The 17,761-nt window shown below is 38.7% G+C and carries 17 protein-coding genes; 12 read left to right on the plus strand and 5 right to left on the minus strand.

Going from position 1 to position 17,761, the window contains the following annotated elements:
* The first annotated feature begins 10 nt into the window (after positions 1–10).
* Both ACMAZD_RS01075 and ACMAZD_RS01080 read left to right on the plus strand, forming a co-directional pair.
* Positions 11–1,174, plus strand: a complete 1,164-nt coding sequence (locus ACMAZD_RS01075; RefSeq protein WP_435248244.1) for a nucleotide sugar dehydrogenase — start codon at positions 11–13, stop codon at positions 1,172–1,174.
* 109 nt (positions 1,175–1,283) lie between these two features.
* A complete protein-coding gene (locus tag ACMAZD_RS01080; RefSeq protein WP_435248245.1) occupies positions 1,284–1,919 on the plus strand; it encodes a TetR/AcrR family transcriptional regulator in 636 nt (211 codons plus the stop codon).
* A 277-nt stretch (positions 1,920–2,196) separates the two neighbouring features.
* Here the strand turns inward: ACMAZD_RS01080 and ACMAZD_RS01085 are convergent, their stop codons facing one another.
* The 5 genes from ACMAZD_RS01085 to ACMAZD_RS01105 all read right to left on the minus strand — a co-directional run bounded on the left by ACMAZD_RS01085 (position 2,197) and on the right by ACMAZD_RS01105 (position 6,684).
* A complete protein-coding gene (locus tag ACMAZD_RS01085) occupies positions 2,197–3,348 on the minus strand; it encodes a murein hydrolase activator EnvC family protein (protein WP_435248246.1) in 1,152 nt (383 codons plus the stop codon).
* 119 nt (positions 3,349–3,467) lie between these two features.
* Positions 3,468–4,289 (minus strand): serine O-acetyltransferase, encoded by an 822-nt coding sequence (gene cysE, locus ACMAZD_RS01090; protein WP_009847961.1) that lies wholly within the window; start codon positions 4,287–4,289, stop codon positions 3,468–3,470.
* A 178-nt stretch (positions 4,290–4,467) separates the two neighbouring features.
* Entirely contained in the window at positions 4,468–5,514 is a 1,047-nt protein-coding gene (gene gpsA / locus ACMAZD_RS01095; protein WP_435248247.1) for an NAD(P)H-dependent glycerol-3-phosphate dehydrogenase, read from the minus strand.
* Positions 5,515–5,692: 178 nt separating this feature from the next.
* Positions 5,693–6,160 carry a protein-export chaperone SecB gene (secB, locus tag ACMAZD_RS01100; RefSeq protein ID WP_435248248.1) on the minus strand — a complete coding sequence of 156 codons (468 nt, stop codon included), beginning with the start codon at positions 6,158–6,160 and terminating at the stop codon, positions 5,693–5,695.
* Positions 6,161–6,249: 89 nt separating this feature from the next.
* Positions 6,250–6,684, minus strand: a complete 435-nt coding sequence (locus tag ACMAZD_RS01105; RefSeq protein ID WP_048607724.1) for a rhodanese-like domain-containing protein — start codon at positions 6,682–6,684, stop codon at positions 6,250–6,252.
* Between the two features lie 627 nt (positions 6,685–7,311).
* Between ACMAZD_RS01105 and ACMAZD_RS01110 the strand changes: the two genes are divergently transcribed.
* The 10 genes from ACMAZD_RS01110 (at position 7,312) to wbjC (ending at position 17,748) form a co-directional block, all read left to right on the plus strand.
* Positions 7,312–8,337: an NAD-dependent epimerase/dehydratase family protein gene (locus tag ACMAZD_RS01110; protein WP_435248249.1), complete on the plus strand. Its 1,026-nt coding sequence runs from the start codon at positions 7,312–7,314 to the stop codon at positions 8,335–8,337.
* 14 nt (positions 8,338–8,351) lie between these two features.
* A complete protein-coding gene (locus ACMAZD_RS01115; protein ID WP_435248250.1) occupies positions 8,352–9,539 on the plus strand; it encodes a lipopolysaccharide biosynthesis protein in 1,188 nt (395 codons plus the stop codon).
* 132 nt (positions 9,540–9,671) lie between these two features.
* Positions 9,672–10,745 (plus strand): hypothetical protein, encoded by a 1,074-nt coding sequence (locus ACMAZD_RS01120; protein ID WP_435248251.1) that lies wholly within the window; start codon positions 9,672–9,674, stop codon positions 10,743–10,745.
* Between the two features lie 3 nt (positions 10,746–10,748).
* On the plus strand, positions 10,749–11,912 hold the full coding sequence (locus tag ACMAZD_RS01125; RefSeq protein WP_435248252.1) for a glycosyltransferase: 1,164 nt from the start codon (positions 10,749–10,751) through the stop codon (positions 11,910–11,912).
* A complete protein-coding gene (locus tag ACMAZD_RS01130; RefSeq protein ID WP_435248253.1) occupies positions 11,909–13,045 on the plus strand; it encodes a glycosyltransferase family 4 protein in 1,137 nt (378 codons plus the stop codon). The genes ACMAZD_RS01125 and ACMAZD_RS01130 overlap by 4 nt, the downstream gene beginning before the upstream one ends.
* A 46-nt stretch (positions 13,046–13,091) precedes the next feature.
* A complete protein-coding gene (locus ACMAZD_RS01135; protein ID WP_435248254.1) occupies positions 13,092–14,192 on the plus strand; it encodes an N-acetyl sugar amidotransferase in 1,101 nt (366 codons plus the stop codon).
* A complete protein-coding gene (gene hisH / locus ACMAZD_RS01140) occupies positions 14,192–14,806 on the plus strand; it encodes an imidazole glycerol phosphate synthase subunit HisH (protein ID WP_435248255.1) in 615 nt (204 codons plus the stop codon). Before ACMAZD_RS01135 ends, hisH begins: the two co-directional genes overlap by 1 nt.
* Position 14,807: 1 nt before the next feature.
* A complete protein-coding gene (locus ACMAZD_RS01145; protein WP_435248256.1) occupies positions 14,808–15,596 on the plus strand; it encodes an AglZ/HisF2 family acetamidino modification protein in 789 nt (262 codons plus the stop codon).
* An 11-nt stretch (positions 15,597–15,607) separates the two neighbouring features.
* Positions 15,608–16,645, plus strand: coding sequence for a polysaccharide biosynthesis protein (locus ACMAZD_RS01150; RefSeq protein WP_435248257.1), 1,038 nt, complete (start codon positions 15,608–15,610; stop codon positions 16,643–16,645).
* Positions 16,645–17,748 carry a UDP-2-acetamido-2,6-beta-L-arabino-hexul-4-ose reductase gene (gene wbjC, locus ACMAZD_RS01155; RefSeq protein WP_102557973.1) on the plus strand — a complete coding sequence of 368 codons (1,104 nt, stop codon included), beginning with the start codon at positions 16,645–16,647 and terminating at the stop codon, positions 17,746–17,748. Before ACMAZD_RS01150 ends, wbjC begins: the two co-directional genes overlap by 1 nt.
* Positions 17,749–17,761: the final 13 nt, after the last annotated feature.

Consider the following 17,761-nt stretch of genomic DNA (forward strand, 5'->3'; position numbering starts at 1 on the left):
AGGTATTATCATGAAGATTGCAGTAGCCGGTACGGGGTATGTGGGTCTATCAAACGCTATGCTGTTAGCACAACATCATGAAGTAGTTGCGGTAGATATCATCGATGAAAAAGTGACAATGCTGAATAATAAGCAGTCACCGATTGTAGATAATGAGATTGAGCACTTTCTATCAAATAAGACGCTGAATTTCAGGGCGACAACAGACAAAGCGGCTTACAAAGATGCTGAGTTTGTCATCATTGCTACTCCAACAGATTATGATCCAAAAAATAATTATTTTGATACCAGCTCTGTAGAATCGGTCATTAAAGACGTCATGGATATCAATCCAAATGCCGTCATGGTGATCAAATCAACGGTGCCTGTTGGTTATACTGAGCGCGTTAAGCAAGAACTGAACTGTGAACACGTTATGTTCTCACCTGAGTTTTTACGCGAAGGCAAAGCCCTGTTCGACAACTTGCACCCATCACGAATTATCGTTGGTGAGTGTTCTGAGCGCGCTAAAGTGTTTGCTAATCTTCTTGTTGAAGGTGCAGAAAAAGAGAGCATCGATGTCTTGTTTACAAATTCGACGGAAGCCGAAGCAGTTAAACTGTTCTCAAATACCTACCTGGCGATGCGTGTTTCTTATTTCAATGAGCTTGATTCTTACGCGGAAGCGCATGGCTTGGATTCTCGTCAGATCATTGAAGGTGTGGGTTTAGACCCTCGTATTGGTAATCATTACAACAACCCTTCATTTGGTTACGGTGGTTACTGCTTACCAAAAGATACCAAGCAACTGTTGGCGAATTACGAAGATGTACCTAATAATATTGTGGGTGCCATTGTCGATGCTAACCGCACTCGTAAGGACTTCATTGCGGATTCAATTATTAGACGATCGCCTAAAGTTGTAGGTATTTATCGCTTGATTATGAAAGCCGGTTCGGACAACTTCCGTGCTTCTTCGATTCAAGGCATCATGAAGCGTTTGAAAGCTAAAGGTATTGAAGTGGTCGTATTCGAACCTGTGTTAGAGGAAGAGCATTTCTTTAACTCGAAGGTTTATTCTGACCTAGAAGAGTTCAAAGCCGTATCAGATGTGATTGTATCTAACAGAATGGTAGAAGAGATCGCAGACGTTGCAGATAAGGTTTATACACGAGACCTGTTTGGCAGCGATTGATTACAGTTGAATTTTAGCACTTGCTAATTAGACCAGATGTTAACAGCTCGATCTATCCGTTTAGTGGCGATATACTGAACCACTAAACGGATAGGGATACTAATTACTAATGAAAACACGTGACAAGATTGTTTACGCTGCTCTAGAGCTTTTTAATGAGCACGGCGAGCGCAGTATTACGACCAATCATATTGCTGAGCATATCGAGATTAGCCCTGGTAACCTCTACTACCACTTCCGTAACAAACAAGAAATTGTCCGTGATATCTTCACTCTCTATTCAACAGAGTTGCTTGAAAGGTTCACGCCGATTCAAGGCCAACAAGAAAGCCTGACGCTACTAAAGACCTACTTAGATTCTATCTTCACACTGATGTGGAAGTACCGATTCTTCTATGCGAATCTGCCTGAAATATTGTCACGTGACGAGCAACTTCACCTTGATTACATGGCCGTGCAAGAAAGATTGCAAACCAACCTTGTCGATATCATGAGAGCCTTTGTTGAGTTGAACTTACTTAAAGCGACAGACTCAGAGATGAAGTCGATGGTCACTTCTCTTCACTTGATCGCATCGGGTTGGTTAGCTTATCAGTCTGCGATGTCTCCAAAAGCTCAAATTACTGAGCAAGTTGTACATCAAGGAATGTTGCAGATGATCGCGACCGTTAAACCGATTGCGACTGCCCAAGGTTTTGAACAACTGACATTGTTGGAAGATGGTGTGAGAGCGTTGAACTCTTAGTAGAAAGATACGAGTATGCGAGGTACGGGTAATGACGAGCGGGAAAGAGCAGCCTCGAGTAACGAGATACGAGTAACGAAAAGCAGGGTAGAGCGACGACTAGGCTAGCGTTTTTCATGTAACGTTTTACTCTGATTTGTATCGGATTTTAAGCTCTTTGTGTCTCGGGGACTCAAACCTTGCGTCTGCTCCTAAGCTCTTCGTCTCTCGGTTACTCGCATCCCGCATCTGCTTTTAAGCTCTTCGTATCTCGATTACTCGAATCCCGAACCTGCCCTTACCTAACCAACCAACTCTTTGGGTTCTGAGCTTGGCTGTTTCTTCGAATTTCAAAATACAGCGAAGGGCGTGTTTGGCCGCCAGTATCACCCGCAAGGGCAATAGCTTCACCAGCTTTAACTTTGTCACCTTCTTTCTTTAAAAGTGCTTGGTTAAAACCATAGAGCGTCATATCGCCTTTACCGTGGTCAAGTAGCACCACTAAGCCATAACCTCGTAAATACTCGGCAAAAACTACCGTGCCTGAGTAAACCGATTTTACCTGCTGACCATACTTAGCGTTGATCACCATGCCTTTCCAGTTAATTTGGCCCGTTTGGCGTGAGCCGTAGTTATGCAGAACTTTGTCTTTGATTGGCCAGGGTAGTTTGCCTTTACGTTTGGCTAAGCCATCCATCGGGACTGCATTGCGTCTCTCTCGAGCCGCTTTTTCTGCTTTTGCTATTTCAGCTTTCAGGCGAGTTTCATTTCGTTGAAGTTCAGCCAAATAATTTTTGTCACCCGAGATGTTTTTCTTAATACTACCAACAGTTTTCTTACGTTGTGTTTGGGTTTTGGCTAGCGTATCGCGCTTGGTGGTTTGTTGTTTTAACAGTGTTGCTATCTGTTCTTGCTCAAGTTGACGCTGTTTATGGCTCTCTTCTAATTCAAGTTGCGTCTGTTCAATCGTTTTGATTGTTGCGGAGCGAGCTTTGGCAAGGTGTTGGTAGTAGTGACTGATGCGATCTTCTTCAACACCAGTATTGAGAATGTGAGAAGAAGCTTTAGCTCGACTTGTCATGTAGTAAGTTTGAATCAGTTGCTCTAACTTATCGGTATGGGCTTTTTTCTGAGCAGTAAGCGCCTTAATCTTGGTGTCTAAGTTGGCAATATTTGCATTGGCCGTATTGAGTTGCTTTTTACTGTCTAGAATTGCTTTTTCAAGCGAAGCGATGGATAGCTCTTGTTTCTTGAGGTTGGCTTGTAAGCTGTCGAGTTTTTTCTGTTGTGAGGAAAGGTTTTTTTGCTGACGAGATATTTCGCTCGATACGCCTTTAAGCTCACCTTGAGATGCAGCAAATGACGATGTAGATAAAAGAGCAACACTAAGGCTGGTAGATATCAGAAGAGTCCGGCTAATGGCTCGAATTTGTTTGATCATTATCTTCATTTTGCTCTTATTCATTCATCAACAGCTGTTGTGAGTCTTTTCGCACTTCGGTTACTTGTATCCCGAACCTGCTCTTAGTCTTTTCGTATCTCGGTTACGCGAATCCCGTTACTGCTGCTTTATATCCCATCACCATGGATGAAATTTTGTGAGCGACCATTGAACCCTTGATCCATATCTAAAGATGGCTTGTCAGTTTTCGGTTTTCCGACAATTTTTGCAGGAACGCCAGCGACTGTAGTATGAGGTGGAACTGCCTGAAGAACCACAGAGCAAGAACCAATTTTAGCGCCTTCACCGACTTCAATATTGCCGAGGATTTTAGCGCCGGCACCAATCATTACGCCTTCGCGAATTTTAGGATGACGATCGCCGCCTTCTTTACCTGTACCACCAAGGGTCACGTCTTGAAGGATAGAGACATCATTTTCAACGACAGCGGTTTCACCAATCACAATGCCTGTCGCGTGGTCGAGCATGATCGCTTTACCGATACGAGCTGCCGGGTGAATATCAACTTGGCAAGCAACTGAAATTTGGTTCTGTAGGTAAGTGGCAAGTGCGATACGACCTTGTTTCCATAACCAGTTCGCCACTCGGTAACCTTGCAGAGCGTGGTAGCCTTTCAGATAAAGCAGAGGCATCGAGTACATCTCGACCGCAGGATCTCGATTTACCGTCGCGCAGATATCACAAGCTGCCGCATCGATAATCGATTGATCCTGCTTAAATGCTTGTTCAACCACTTCACGGACTGCCATTGCTGGCATTGAAGCTGTCTTTAATTTGTTTGCTAGGATGTAACTTAGCGCAGCGCCTAAACTTTCATGGTTGATAATGGTGGCATGATAAAAACTCGCAAGCATAGGTTCTTGCTCTGACTGCTGTCGGGCTTCCTTCACAATGCATTGCCAAACTTTTTGTTGTTCACAGTGTTTCATTTTATCATCCATTATTTTTTAAGGGGCAGATACAAGTGAGCTTAGAAGAACATATTAGAGTAGCGAGTAACGAAAAGCATTTTCGTCGAGCTTTGAATGTGCTTTTCATCTTTTCGTATCTCGCTTACTCGAATCTCTCTACTGCTCTTAGGTTACTCAATTCCCGTACCTGCTCTCATTATCTTTCCGACTTCTTGTCTCGTGCAAGTAGATCTTGTGCTGCTAAGTGTGCATCTTTCCCTTGATACAGCACTTGGTAAATTTGTTCAACAATTGGCATTTCAACGCCCATGCGTTCTGATAGTAACCAAACTTCTTTAGTGTTGCGATACCCTTCGACCACTTGGCCTATTTCTTCTTGTGCAGTGTCGACGTCTTTACCTGAGCCTAAAGCTAATCCAAAGCGACGGTTACGTGATTGGTTGTCGGTACATGTCAGTACTAAGTCACCCAATCCGGCCATGCCCATGAAAGTCTCTGGCTGTGCACCAAGTGCGGCGCCTAAGCGACTCATTTCAGCTAAACCACGCGTGATCAGGGCTGTACGAGCATTGGCACCAAAGCCAATACCATCCGACATTCCTGCGCCAATTGCGATAACGTTTTTAACCGCGCCGCCAAGCTGCATGCCAATGAAATCTGAGTTTGCGTACACACGGAATGTTTTGCCACAGTGAATCTTCTCTTGCAGCTCTTCTAGGAATACTTCATCAGGTGAAGCAACTGAAATTGCAGTCGGCATGCCCATCGCTAGCTCTTTAGCAAAAGTAGGACCAGATAAAACAGCCAGTGAGTAGCCATCACCAAGCACATCATGCGCGACATCTTTAAGTAAACGACCGGTTTCTGGCTCTAAGCCTTTAGTTGCCCAGCAGATACGAGAGCTTGTTGTTAAGTGTGGTTTCAGGCTATTTAGAACGATACCAAACACGTGGCTCGGTACAACAACGAGAAGGTCACGACTTGCTGTTACTGCTTTCTCAAGATCTGATTCGATGATTAGGCTTTCTGGGAAGTCGATATTTGGCAGAAACTCATTATTCGCACGCTCAGATTCAAGGCGATTCATATGAACAGGATCATGTCCCCAAAGCACAACATTGGCACCGTTACGCGCTAGAGATATCGCTAAAGATGTTCCGTAAGAACCTGCGCCTATCACTGTCATGGCGATGTCTTTGCCGTAAGCGTCTGTCGTGTTCGTCGGGCGAGTTGTTTCTGTCATGCTTCCACCTAAAAATAATGAGGGAAATCGAAGAGTTCTGGAAAAACTATCTACTAAAATAATAAGAGCTTTCAATCTTAGTACAGTGTAAAGAAAAAATGCACATCGCAGAAGTTGCGATGTGCATTTAAAAGCTAACTAGCGCTTGAATCGTTAGAGTTAAGTTCTACTTTGAGACTTAAGCCTGTTCGCCTTCTGCTTGCTGAGCTTGGTTTTGTAGGTAGTTCATGAACAAAGCATCAAAGTTTACTGGTGCTAGGTTCAATTGTGGGAACGTACCTTTAACCACTAGGCTAGAAATTGTTTCACGAGCGTATGGGAACAGGATATTCGGGCAGAATGCACCTAGGCAATGAGCTAGTTGACCAGCTTCCATTTCGCTTGCAGAGAAGATACCGCCTTGTTGAACTTCACAAAGGAATGCAGTGTCGTCTGCGTTCTTAACCGTAACAGTTAGGCGTAGGATTACTTCGTAAACGCCTTCGCCAAGTTCACGGCTTTGAGTGTCTAGATCCAGTTTTACATCTGGGTTCCACTCTTTCTGAAACATGTCTGGAGAGTTTGGCGCTTCGAAAGATACGTCTTTTAGGAAGATACGTTGGATTGCGAAGTTTTGTTGTGCGTCTTGTGGTGCTGCTTCAGCCATTTTCTTGTCCTTAAAAATTTATAATTAGGTTTTGTTCGTCATATCAGCCGAACAAAACCTTAAAGTCATATTCGTGTAATTAGGTCAGCTTACTTCTTACCTTTAACCAAAGGTAGGTTCGCTTCACTCCAAGCCACTAAGCCGCTTTTCAGCACGCTTACGTTTTCGAAACCTGCTTTAACCAGTAAGTTCGCGCTTTCTTGAGCTGTTTGACCTGTCTTGCATACTACGATGATTGGGTCTGCTTTGTGGCTTTCAAGGCTACCAAAGCTATTTGCTTTGATATCTGATGGCAAAATGTGAAGTGCGTCCGTAATATGACCTTTTTTGAACTCATCCTTAGTACGAATATCAACCACAACACCGTTTTCACGGTTAATCATGTGTGTGGTTTGCGCTGCCGTGATCTCTTTGTAGGCTGCGTTTGATGTCTTGATAACGTTCGCAATGATGGCAACAACCAAGCCGATCCATACGATGGCTAAAATCATATTCTCTTGAACAAATGGAACTAACTCTTGCATATCTTGAACTCTTATTCGTTATTGGGCGAAAATTATAGGTCAGGAGTATAGCGAGGTTCTTTATAGGATGTATATAGAGTATGAGCTTAAGTACGATTTTAAAAGGTAGATAAGAATAGAAAGGGGTTTTCTTTGGAAGGTTTTTCTTGATTTTATAGAGCGTCTAAAGCGAAAGCTATATGGATGTTAAGCTTTTCTATGATTAGCTTTTCCAAAGCAGTACTTAGTCGCCTCTGAGATTTTTTGCCTCGTTGAGCACCTTGCTATGTGTCTATGTCACCTCACTAAGCTAGAAAGAAATGCCTTAGGTAATTTAGTCTGGAAGGTTGATGAGTGTCGGAATGGGAAGCCTGTAAACTCAGAGGGCCTAAGAGCTCTAATTCAGTCCGTTCAAATGGACGGAAAGTGGAAAAACTTTGCTTCTAAAGCGTACATTATGGATAATACTAACGTGAACTCTGTTTCAACAATTCACCGGGGTAACCTAATTATTAGCGTAGTGTGATTTCGCTTAAACATCAAAGGGCGGTAGCATTCTTTGAATGTAATTATCTGAAATTTTATTAGGTTATTATCAACATAAATTGAATGTTGGGACTTTAAGCTTTAAATACATTAAGTGAGAATATGAATAAATTTGAAGAAATTAAGCATGGATTGCTTATTGAGCCTAAAGTTTGGTTGGTTACAGGTGTCGCTGGATTTATTGGGTCTAATCTTTTAGAGCAGTTATTAAAACTCAATCAAATAGTTATCGGGCTCGACAATTTTGCAACTGGACATCAGCGTAACCTTGATGAAGTTAAAAGTATTGTAAGTAATCATCAATGGCAAAATTTCACTTTTGCAAACGGTGATATTCGGAATTACGAAGATTGTAGAGCTGTTGTTGAGAATGTAGACTATGTATTACATCAAGCGGCACTTGGTAGTGTTCCTCGTTCAATAGCTGATCCGGTAACTACCAACTCAGCAAATATTACCGGATTTTTGAACATGTTAACTGCTGCTAAAGAAGCTGAAGTTAAGAGTTTTACTTATGCGGCAAGCAGTTCAACTTATGGTGACCATCCTGCTTTACCTAAAGTAGAGGAGAATATAGGAAACCCTTTATCACCTTATGCCGTAACTAAATATGTAAATGAGTTATATGCTAGTGTATTTGCTCGTACTTATGGGTTTAAAACAATTGGACTTCGTTACTTTAATGTTTTTGGACCGCGGCAAGATCCCAATGGGGCTTATGCAGCTGTAATCCCTAAATGGGTATCATCTATGATAAAAGGTGATGACATTAGTATATATGGCGATGGTAAAACGAGTAGAGATTTTTGCTACATAAATAATGTTGTTGAAATGAATATCCTTGCATCTGTCGCTTCTGATTGTTTTAAAGATTCTGTTTATAACGTAGCAGTAGGTGATAGACATGAGCTCAACCAACTATATAAGTATATAAAGGACGAGTTAAATAAGTCGGGACTTATTTCGGAGTCAGAGTTACGTTATCAAGACTATAGAGTTGGTGATGTTAGGCATTCTCAAGCGGATATTAATAAAGCAATTAATAACTTAGGGTACTCTCACAAGTATAGTTTAGAAGATGGATTGTCAAAGTCCATTGATTGGTATATACAAAATGCAAATTGTTAGTTGGCGAGCGAAATTTGTTTACTAATATTCTAAAATTATTATCTGGAAATGGCTTGGCGCAAGCTATTCAATTGTTTGCGCTTTATTTTTTTTCAAAATTATATTCAGCTGAAGATTTTTCAAGCTTGTCAGTTGCACAATCATTTGGAGCGATTGGAGCTGTAATAATGACACTACAGTTACACCTGTTAATACCTTTATCGAAGGATAATGATCAAGCTAGGTGTCGGTATGTAAATGTATTACAATTAAGCGTAATATTGTTTGTTTTTCTTCTCCCCATTTTTTTGTTTTTAAATGAACAGTTGTCTTTCGGTTGGGTAATAGCTTTTTCTATATCGCAAATTAACATAGCCACTTTATATTTTAGCTTTAAAGAAGATTTCAGTTTTATCTCAAAGTTTTACATATTAAGAGCGTTGATAATAGTTATCTTTCAGGGGGGGTTATATCTAACAAATGTATCTGATGGGCTATTAATCGGCGCGATATTAGGAGAACTTCTACTTGTTATCTTATTAATATACAAGATTGGGGAATTTAAATTATTTCCAATTAGTAAAAATATAGTGAATGAAATTTCATATCATCGATCTTTTTCATTATATGGTAGTGTACAAGAGATACTGTCAATCGCAGCCTTTTATTTACCTCTCTATTTTTTGGTATATAAATACGGTGAATTGGTCTCTGGAAACTATGCTGTTTCATCAAGGCTGATATGGGGGCCCGCAGTTCTTGTGAGTTCCAGTGTTGCAAATGTTTTGTACGCGAAGTTTGGACAGTGGTGTAATAGAGAAATAGCTACGTTTCTTTCCGATAGGAAGATCATAATGTTAGCTATTCCTATTATTGTTACGTCAATATTAATATTTAAATTGGATAGTTTATACTTATTGTTACTAGGTGATGAATGGACTCTAGGCGTAAAAATGTTCCCGTGGGTTATTTTATGGGCAATGTTTTTCATTATGTCAACGCCCTACAGAATTTTATTTAGACGTTTAGGTAAACAAAAAATTCAGTTTAAAATTGAGCTGGCATCTCTTGTATTATTTTACCCAGTATTAATATTATTAAATATCAATGCCTTATCAGCTCTTATATGTATGTGTTTATTTGGTATTTTCCAACAGTTGCTACTCGCTGGCGTTGCTTTCAACTTTTTACGAAGATCGGGTAGTGATAGATTATATGGATAGATATAATTGGTAGTGGTTTTTATTAAAGCTACCTGGGAATTATAATGCAATTTAAACTTATGATTTTATTTTAAGATAGGTTTAGATATGCAGTCGTAAGAAATATTTTCAAATTTAAGATTATAGTGTGCAATGTATAGAATATTATTACAGTTACCATTTTTTATAATTTTGTTTTTAATAAGTGTTGCTTATTTTATATTCTATTATAATGTAGCTCAATTAGGATATGAAAATAGTTTCGATGTATTAGCAAAAATAGTTAATCTACATGACCACAACGTGTACGTAGAAAAAATTCAAAGTATAAGTAGTGGTGGTGTTAAATATGAGGCAAATAATGATTTTGGCATAGCACTAATTTATTTGATAACTTATGTTTATACAGGGTTTAATAATTTAGTTGATATCTACTTATTTTCATTCTTATTTAATATTAACCTGTTGTTTTTGGCCTTTATTTTTTATAATAAAATATGCAACATTGAAAATCTTAACAATATAACGTGTTTGTTTTTTTTCACAAATATATCACTTGTTTATTTTTCTCAGTTAATAAATAAAGATTTGATAACTTACCTTGTATTGCTCATTGCTTTATATTCCGGGGTGAAAAAAAATTATTTTTTGTTAGTGATAATACTTCCGATAGCATTCCTAATTCGACAGCAATTAGCTTTGTGTATTATTACATTTGTATTTTTGATGTTATGTAGAAACACAAAATTCTGGATCGTTATTAGTTATGTTTTTAGCTCTCTTGTCGCTGGTTATATTTCAGTTCACATGAATATAATTTCTGATGAAAGCTTAGGTAGCGGAATTTCTAGTTTTATTGTAAAGTTTAATAGAGAATATTACGCTGGGTATCTGTTTTTTAATCCTATAAGGCTATTGCAATATTTTTATTCAATACCACAGTCATTTTTTAATATATATGTTGATGGTGAAGTTGATATGGCTGCTATTTTTAGGTTTATGATGCTTCCTTTTGTCTTTTTATCTATGTCTTTTATTTTTAAAAGTATATTCCAGTTTCAGGTTACTAGATTAACTTCAATAAAACCATTTTTCATATTAACTTATTCATTTTTTATCTGTTGGCTGATGAATCCAACTATAAATGGTAGATATATTATTCTTATATTACCAATAATGGTATTGGGTTATTTTATTCAAAGAAAATACTTTATAAAAAGAGTGTAAGTTATGAATAATAACAAAAATATTTTATATACGGGAGCGTTCCGTTTTCCTGATAAAGATGCTGCAGCATTTCGAGTAAAAAGCGTTGCAGATTGCCTTAGGAATGAAGGTTTTAATGTGGATATAGCTGGATGGGAAAAAGGAAACGATAGTTATGAATACGATGGTTTTAAGTGTTATCCACAACACGAACTTGATCAGGAATTAAGTGGGTATTTCAAGTCTTTAAAAAGATTATTAAATTTCCTTCTTAAAGGCAAGAAGACTTTTAAGTGGATTAATAATAACAATAAGTATGATGCAATTATATTGTACAACCCGTTTTTTTTATTTTCTCTAGCTATGTTTTTTTGGGGCCGAATTAGGGGGAGGAACATAATTATTGACTCGACGGAGTGGTATGAGTCTGAGCATTTAATTGGTGGAAGATTTGGGTTGGCTTCTTGTGAAAACTGGATGAGAATGAATGTTATATATCCTAAATTTGATAATGTTATATGCATTAGTAATTATTTAAAGGATTACTATGATTCAAAGGGTGTTAGGAATATAATTAAGTTATATCCAATGTATGATGAGGGTAAGATAAATCAAAATACTCCTCAAGAAAAAGAACACGATAAGTTGGTTTTCTTTTATGCCGGACAACCAGGTAAGAAAGATATTATTCTCGATTTTATCGGGAAGCTTGAAAAAATTCAGAATGAAACATCAAAAAAAGTGATTTTTAAGATTGCTGGTTCATCTATCGATGAACTAATAAAAGCTTCTGACCATTCACCTAATATAATAAATAATATTAAATTTGTTGAATCTATGGGGGTTGTTTCTCGAGAAGAGGTATTTCAACAATATAGACAGTCTGATTATTCCATATTGTTTAGAGAAGATAGAAGATATGCGCATGCTGGCTTTCCTACGAAAGGTATGGAAAGCCTTATTAATGGGTGCCCAATAATATTAAATGATGTGGGAGATATTGCATCAATTGTAAAGTCTGATTCGATGGGGCTTTGTTTGAACTCTATTTCGTTAGAGCAAGTTGAAACATTTCGAGAACTTGTTGATCTGGATTTTGATCGAGCTAAAGTTTGCACTCAAGCGTTGCTACACTTCGGTATGTGCTCTAGATATGACGATATTTCAAGGTTTATGAAAAATTTATGAAACAATTAAAGATAGGCATAGATGCATTACGTAATCGCTCTGGTGGTGCTAGAGCTCATATCATTGGTGTCTTAAATGAAGTCGAGCCGTTTTTAGGTAAAGTTGCAGAAGTTCATGTTTGGACATTTCCGGAATTGGCAAAGAGTTTACCTGACAAGAGTTGGTTAATTGTACATACACCATCAGCATCGAATAAGTCGCTTTTACACAGTTTAGCTTGGCAAAGGTGGTCATTGCCTAACGAGTTGAACGAGAATAACATTGATATCCTTTTGTCAACCGATGCTGGGTCAGTTTGTCGTTTTCAACCTTCAGTTGTGATGAGTAGAGACATGTTATCTTTTGAGAAAGGTGAGATGGGAAGGTACTTCCCCTCTCTTTCATGGTTACGTCTGTGGGCTTTGAAGCATGTTCAAGTATCTTCACTCAAAAGTGCGCAGGGTACGATTTTCCTTACAGAGTATGCAAGAGATATAATTAGTGGATATTCAGGCAAGATTAATGACTCTGAAGTTGTTCCACATGGTATCAGTGAGCATTTTCGAAAACGATACAAAGGCTCCGGTAAACTTAATGAAATTAAGTTTATTTACGTATCCAACGCCGACAAATATAAACATCAATGGCATGTAATTGATGCATTTTATCGTTTTAAGAAAAACACTGAAGCCAAAGTTTCTTTAACACTAGTCGGAGCTGATAGTGGGCCCTGTGTTGAGCAAGTTAAAGAAGCTTTAAGGGTTTATGACGATGGCTCTGGAACCGTTGAGGTTATGCCCTTCTTACCCCATGGCCAAATACCGGAACTCTTGCATCAACACGATGTATTTATATTCGCTTCGAGTTGCGAAAATATGCCAAATACTTTAATTGAAGCGATGGCTTCAAGTTTACCCATAATTTGCTCCAACAGAGGGCCAATGCCCGAAGTACTGACAGATAAGGGTATATACTTTGATCCTGAAACTCCGGAGTCTATAGTTGAAGCTTTACAGGCTATTTCAGCGAGCGAAAGTACTCTGGCACAACAGGCCCAATTATCATATGATCTTGCTAGCAGATACTCTTGGCAGCGCTGTGCCAAAGAAACGATGAACTATTTGGTTCAAGTTTATAAAAAATCAAAGAAGTAGGTTAAATATGTCCTCTCACAAATACCAGATTTGCACTAGTTGTATAATGGATACAACAGACCCTAAAATTACTTTTGATGATGAAGGTGTGTGTAACTATTGTAACAACTTTAGCCATAATATAGCTCCAAATTGGGATACCTCTGAAAAAGGATCTAAGCAGCTAAAAGAATTAGCTGACGCTATTAAACGCGATGGTGAAGGCAAAGATTTCGACTGTATTATCGGTTTATCCGGTGGCTTGGATAGCTCTTATGCAGCAATCATCGCTACGCAAAAGATGGGACTTAGGCCTTTGTTATTTCATGTGGATGCTGGCTGGAACACCGATCAAGCTGTGGGGAATATTGAAAAGCTTATCGAAGGTTTAGGCGTTGAGCTCTATACAGAAGTAGTAAATTGGGAAGAAGTAAAAAACTTGCAGGTTGCATTTTTACGCTCAGGTATACCTGATCAAGACTTAGTTCAGGACGCTGCTTTTTTCTCTGGTCTTTATAATTTTGCAAAAAAATATAATGTTAAGCACATTATTACAGGCTCCAATTTCTCTACTGAATGCTGCCGAGAGCCAGAGGAGTGGGGGGGATATTTAGGTATTGATACAACACTGTTTCGAGATATTTTTTCTAAATTTGGTAAGGGAAAACTTGATACCTTCCCTTTGACTGACATCCTCGTTTATAAGTTGTTGTACAAAGTTGTACCTGGAATCAAGGTACACCACCCTCTTAATATGGTTCCATTTACCAAGAAGGGTGCTGAAAAAGAGCTTAATGAGAAGTTCGGTTGGAAAGCCTTTCAACATAAACACCATGAGTCAAGATTTACTCGCTTTTATGAAGATTACTGGTTGCCACGTCGTTTTGGATTTGAAAAACGACGAGCTCATTTTTCTAGCTTGATTCAAACTGGCCAAATGACGCGAGAAGCTGCAATTCAAAGAATCTCGAAGCCAGAGATGGACGAACACTTTCTTGAGCAAGAATTCGAATATGTTGCAAACAAACTGGATCTGTCTGTTGACGAATTGACTTCTATTTTTGAGTCACCAAAAAAAACATACCAAGATTACAAGAATAAACGCTGGCTTATACAATTAGGAGCTACTTTAATGCGAAAAATTGGTTTAGAGAAAAGGTATTTTTGATGGTCCACATATTAGATTATGGTGTAGGGAACATCCAAGCATTTATCAACATGTATAAGCGCCTGGGAGTGGAATGTCTGAGATGTAGAACACCTGATGATTTACTCGATGCTACTCATATAATTTTACCTGGTGTTGGTTCTTTTGACCATGCAATGAGTCGATTCCTTGAATCAGGTTTAAAAGATAAAGTTGAAGAATTAGTTTTTGAACATCAGATTCCTCTACTAGGTATCTGTGTTGGTATGCAAATGTTAGCTTCGTCTAGTGAAGAAGGTGAATTATCGGGATTAGGTTGGGTTCCGGGGAGAGTTAAGTCATTCAAAGGTGCCTTACCTGAGCAAGACTTACCTTTGCCTCATATGGGGTGGAATGACGTTGAGATAGCAAACAACTCTCCTATATTCAAAGGGTTTGATATTGAGCCTCACTTCTACTTTTTGCATTCTTATTTCTTTGAATGTTCGGCGCAAGAAAGTAGGCTGGCTAGTGCTAAGTATGGTTTAGAGTTTGATTGTATAGTTTCATCTGGAAATGTATATGGTATTCAATGCCATCCGGAGAAGAGCCATCAATATGGCGCAATGTTCTTGAAAAATTTTTCGGAGTTATAACATGTTAAGGCCTCGTATTATTCCATGCCTCTTAATTCATAATAACGGTCTTGTTAAAACAAAAGGTTTTAGTGAGCCAAAGTATGTTGGGGATCCAATCAATGCAGTAAAGATATTCAATGAAAAAGAGTCAGATGAGCTCATGGTATTGGATATTGATGCAACGGTATACAATCGAGAACCTAACTATGAATTGATCTCAAAGTTAGCTGCAGAATGCAGAATGCCTCTTTGTTATGGAGGAGGTGTAACCACTGCCGAACAAGCCTCAAAAATTATTGATTTAGGTGTTGAGAAAGTATCACTTAGTGCTGCTGCGATCTCTAACCCGCAGCTAGTGACTGAAATTGCGTCAGAAATCGGTAGCCAAAGCGTCGTCGTCGTTTTAGATGTAATAAAGAAAAAAGGGCTGTTCTCTAGTTCTTATAAAGTAATGACTCATAATGCAGCTAAAGAAACTAAGAGTGATTTGTTTAGTCTGATAGAGCAATTTCAAAACCTCGGAGCAGGTGAAATTGTAATTAACAGTGTAGATCGAGACGGTTCGATGTCTGGGTACGATCTAGACTTAGCCAGTCAAATCAAGAGATGCATGAGAATTCCAGTTACATTTCTTGGTGGTGCGGGCTCTGAAGAACATTTAGGGGATTTGATTTCTAAATGTGGTGTTGTCGGAGTTGCAGCTGGTAGTTACTTTGTGTTCAAAGGAAAATATAGAGCCGTGTTAATTAGTTATCCCAACCGTTCTCAAAAAAATAAATTAACAGAATTAGTTACTAAGAAATTTTAAAGGATAGAAGAGTGTTTGATAACAAAACCCTATTGATTACAGGTGGAACAGGATCGTTTGGTAATGCGGTACTGGACCGATTTTTAGAAACCGATATTAAAGAAATTCGTATATTTTCTCGTGATGAGAAAAAACAGGACGATATGAGGAAAAAGTACAATTCACCTAAATTAAAATTTTACATTGGTGATGTGCGAGATTATAACTCTATTTTGTCAGCAACCCGCGGGGTTGATTTTGTTTACCACGCAGCAGCGCTTAAGCAAGTCCCGTCATGTGAATTTCATCCAATGGAGGCAGTCAAAACTAACGTACTTGGTACCGAGAATGTGTTAGAGGCGTGTATTGCCAATGAAGTATCTCGTGTAGTTTGCTTGAGCACAGATAAAGCAGTTTATCCGATCAATGCGATGGGCATATCCAAAGCCATGATGGAAAAAGTAATTGTAGCTAAATCCCGTAATGTGGACGCTAGTAAGACAGTTATATCAGCTACTCGTTATGGCAATGTTATGGCATCTCGCGGCTCGGTTATCCCTCTGTTTTTACGTCAAATAATAAGCGGTGACTCAATTACAATTACAGATCCTAATATGACTCGCTTTATGATGACGTTGAATGATGCTGTAGACCTAGTATTACATGCATTTGTTAATGGTATTAACGGTGATATTTTTGTTCAAAAAGCCCCAGCCGCTACTATTAGTGTTTTAGTTGATGCTTTAAAAGAAATTACCTCTAAGCCTGATCACACAGTGAATATCATCGGTACTCGCCATGGAGAAAAATTGTATGAAGCTCTTTGTAGTCGAGAGGAGATGTTTGTAGCAGAAGATCAAGGAGGGTATTTCCGTATTCCTTCTGATAATCGTGATTTGAATTACTCTCAATATGTTGAAGAGGGCGAAAAGGATCTAAGCACGATAGAAGATTATAATTCACACAATACTGAACGTCTCGACGTAGGTGGTATGATAAAACTACTTCATAAACTTGACTTTATTGCTGATATTGAAGCCGGCAGCGTGATTGTTCCTGAGGGTGTCTAATGAAAATATTAGTAACCGGTTCTAATGGATTCATTGGGAAAAACCTTTGCTTCCAATTGGAAGAGCAAGGCTTTAACGATATCGTTAAAATTGATCGTACTCATTCTATAGAACAGTTAGATTCAGCAATTCAAGAAGCGGATTTTATTTTTCATTTGGCTGGTGTAAATAGGCCTAAAAATGAAAATGAGTTTAAGCAGGGAAATGCAGATCTCACATCTTACATAGTCAACACTTTGCAAAAAGCTAACCTAAAAACTCCAATTCTTTTAAGCTCTTCAATACAAGTTGAGCAAACAAATGCATACGGAGAAAGCAAAGCTCAGGCAGAGAATGCTGTACGCGATTATGCGGTACAGACACAGGCTAATGTATATATTTACCGCTTACCTAATGTGTTTGGTAAGTGGTGTCGTCCTAATTACAACTCAGTTATAGCGACTTTTTGTCATAACATTGTTAATGACATTCCCATCTCGGTTAATGACCCTGGTGCTAAAGTTAACCTTGTGTACATTGACACGGTTTGTGAACATTTTATTCGTCATTTGACTAGCAATGAGCCAAGCGGTGAGCAATCAATCAGCCCTGTTTACCCAACTACTGTGGGTGAAATTGCTAGTTCACTTCAAGCCTTTAAAGCGAGTAAAGACTCATTAATTACTGAGAATGTAGGGGTGGGGTTCCTCAGAGCGTTATATTCAACATATATCAGTTACTATTCACCTGAACAGTTTTCTTATACTGTACCCGCATATTCCGACCCGCGTGGTTCATTTTGTGAGCTATTGAAAACAAAGTTTGCAGGGCAATTTTCTTTCTTTACAGCCCACCCAGGTATAACTCGCGGGGGGCATTATCACCATACAAAGAACGAAAAGTTTCTAGTGATAAAAGGAGAAGCGAAATTTCGATTTGAGAATATAGCAACTGGTGAATGTTACGAAAAAGACGTAACTGGTAATGACTATACTGTTGTTGAAACCGTACCTGGCTGGAGCCATGATGTGACGAATATTGGTGATTCAGAGCTTATCGTTATGTTATGGGCAAATGAAATCTTTGATCGTGAAAAGCCTGATACGTTTGCAAAGCCACTGTAATATAGGAAAGATA

Origin of the sequence: Vibrio sp. nBUS_14, from assembly GCF_051201655.1 — a bacterium.
Taxonomy (GTDB): Bacteria; Pseudomonadota; Gammaproteobacteria; order Enterobacterales; family Vibrionaceae; genus Vibrio.

What these genes read in the sequence shown, in the direction of transcription:
- ACMAZD_RS01075 (WP_435248244.1), top strand. Translation starts at nt 11, where the DNA reads ATGAAGATTGCAGTAGCCGGTACGGGGTATGTGGGTCTATCAAACGCT.
- ACMAZD_RS01080 (WP_435248245.1), top strand. Translation starts at nt 1,284, where the DNA reads ATGAAAACACGTGACAAGATTGTTTACGCTGCTCTAGAGCTTTTTAAT.
- ACMAZD_RS01085 (WP_435248246.1), bottom strand. Translation starts at nt 3,348, where the DNA reads ATGAAGATAATGATCAAACAAATTCGAGCCATTAGCCGGACTCTTCTG.
- cysE (WP_009847961.1), bottom strand. Translation starts at nt 4,289, where the DNA reads ATGAAACACTGTGAACAACAAAAAGTTTGGCAATGCATTGTGAAGGAA.
- gpsA (WP_435248247.1), bottom strand. Translation starts at nt 5,514, where the DNA reads ATGACAGAAACAACTCGCCCGACGAACACGACAGACGCTTACGGCAAA.
- secB (WP_435248248.1), bottom strand. Translation starts at nt 6,160, where the DNA reads ATGGCTGAAGCAGCACCACAAGACGCACAACAAAACTTCGCAATCCAA.
- ACMAZD_RS01105 (WP_048607724.1), bottom strand. Translation starts at nt 6,684, where the DNA reads ATGCAAGAGTTAGTTCCATTTGTTCAAGAGAATATGATTTTAGCCATC.
- ACMAZD_RS01110 (WP_435248249.1), top strand. Translation starts at nt 7,312, where the DNA reads ATGAATAAATTTGAAGAAATTAAGCATGGATTGCTTATTGAGCCTAAA.
- ACMAZD_RS01120 (WP_435248251.1), top strand. Translation starts at nt 9,672, where the DNA reads ATGTATAGAATATTATTACAGTTACCATTTTTTATAATTTTGTTTTTA.
- ACMAZD_RS01125 (WP_435248252.1), top strand. Translation starts at nt 10,749, where the DNA reads ATGAATAATAACAAAAATATTTTATATACGGGAGCGTTCCGTTTTCCT.
- ACMAZD_RS01130 (WP_435248253.1), top strand. Translation starts at nt 11,909, where the DNA reads ATGAAACAATTAAAGATAGGCATAGATGCATTACGTAATCGCTCTGGT.
- ACMAZD_RS01135 (WP_435248254.1), top strand. Translation starts at nt 13,092, where the DNA reads ATGGATACAACAGACCCTAAAATTACTTTTGATGATGAAGGTGTGTGT.
- hisH (WP_435248255.1), top strand. Translation starts at nt 14,192, where the DNA reads ATGGTCCACATATTAGATTATGGTGTAGGGAACATCCAAGCATTTATC.
- ACMAZD_RS01145 (WP_435248256.1), top strand. Translation starts at nt 14,808, where the DNA reads ATGTTAAGGCCTCGTATTATTCCATGCCTCTTAATTCATAATAACGGT.
- wbjC (WP_102557973.1), top strand. Translation starts at nt 16,645, where the DNA reads ATGAAAATATTAGTAACCGGTTCTAATGGATTCATTGGGAAAAACCTT.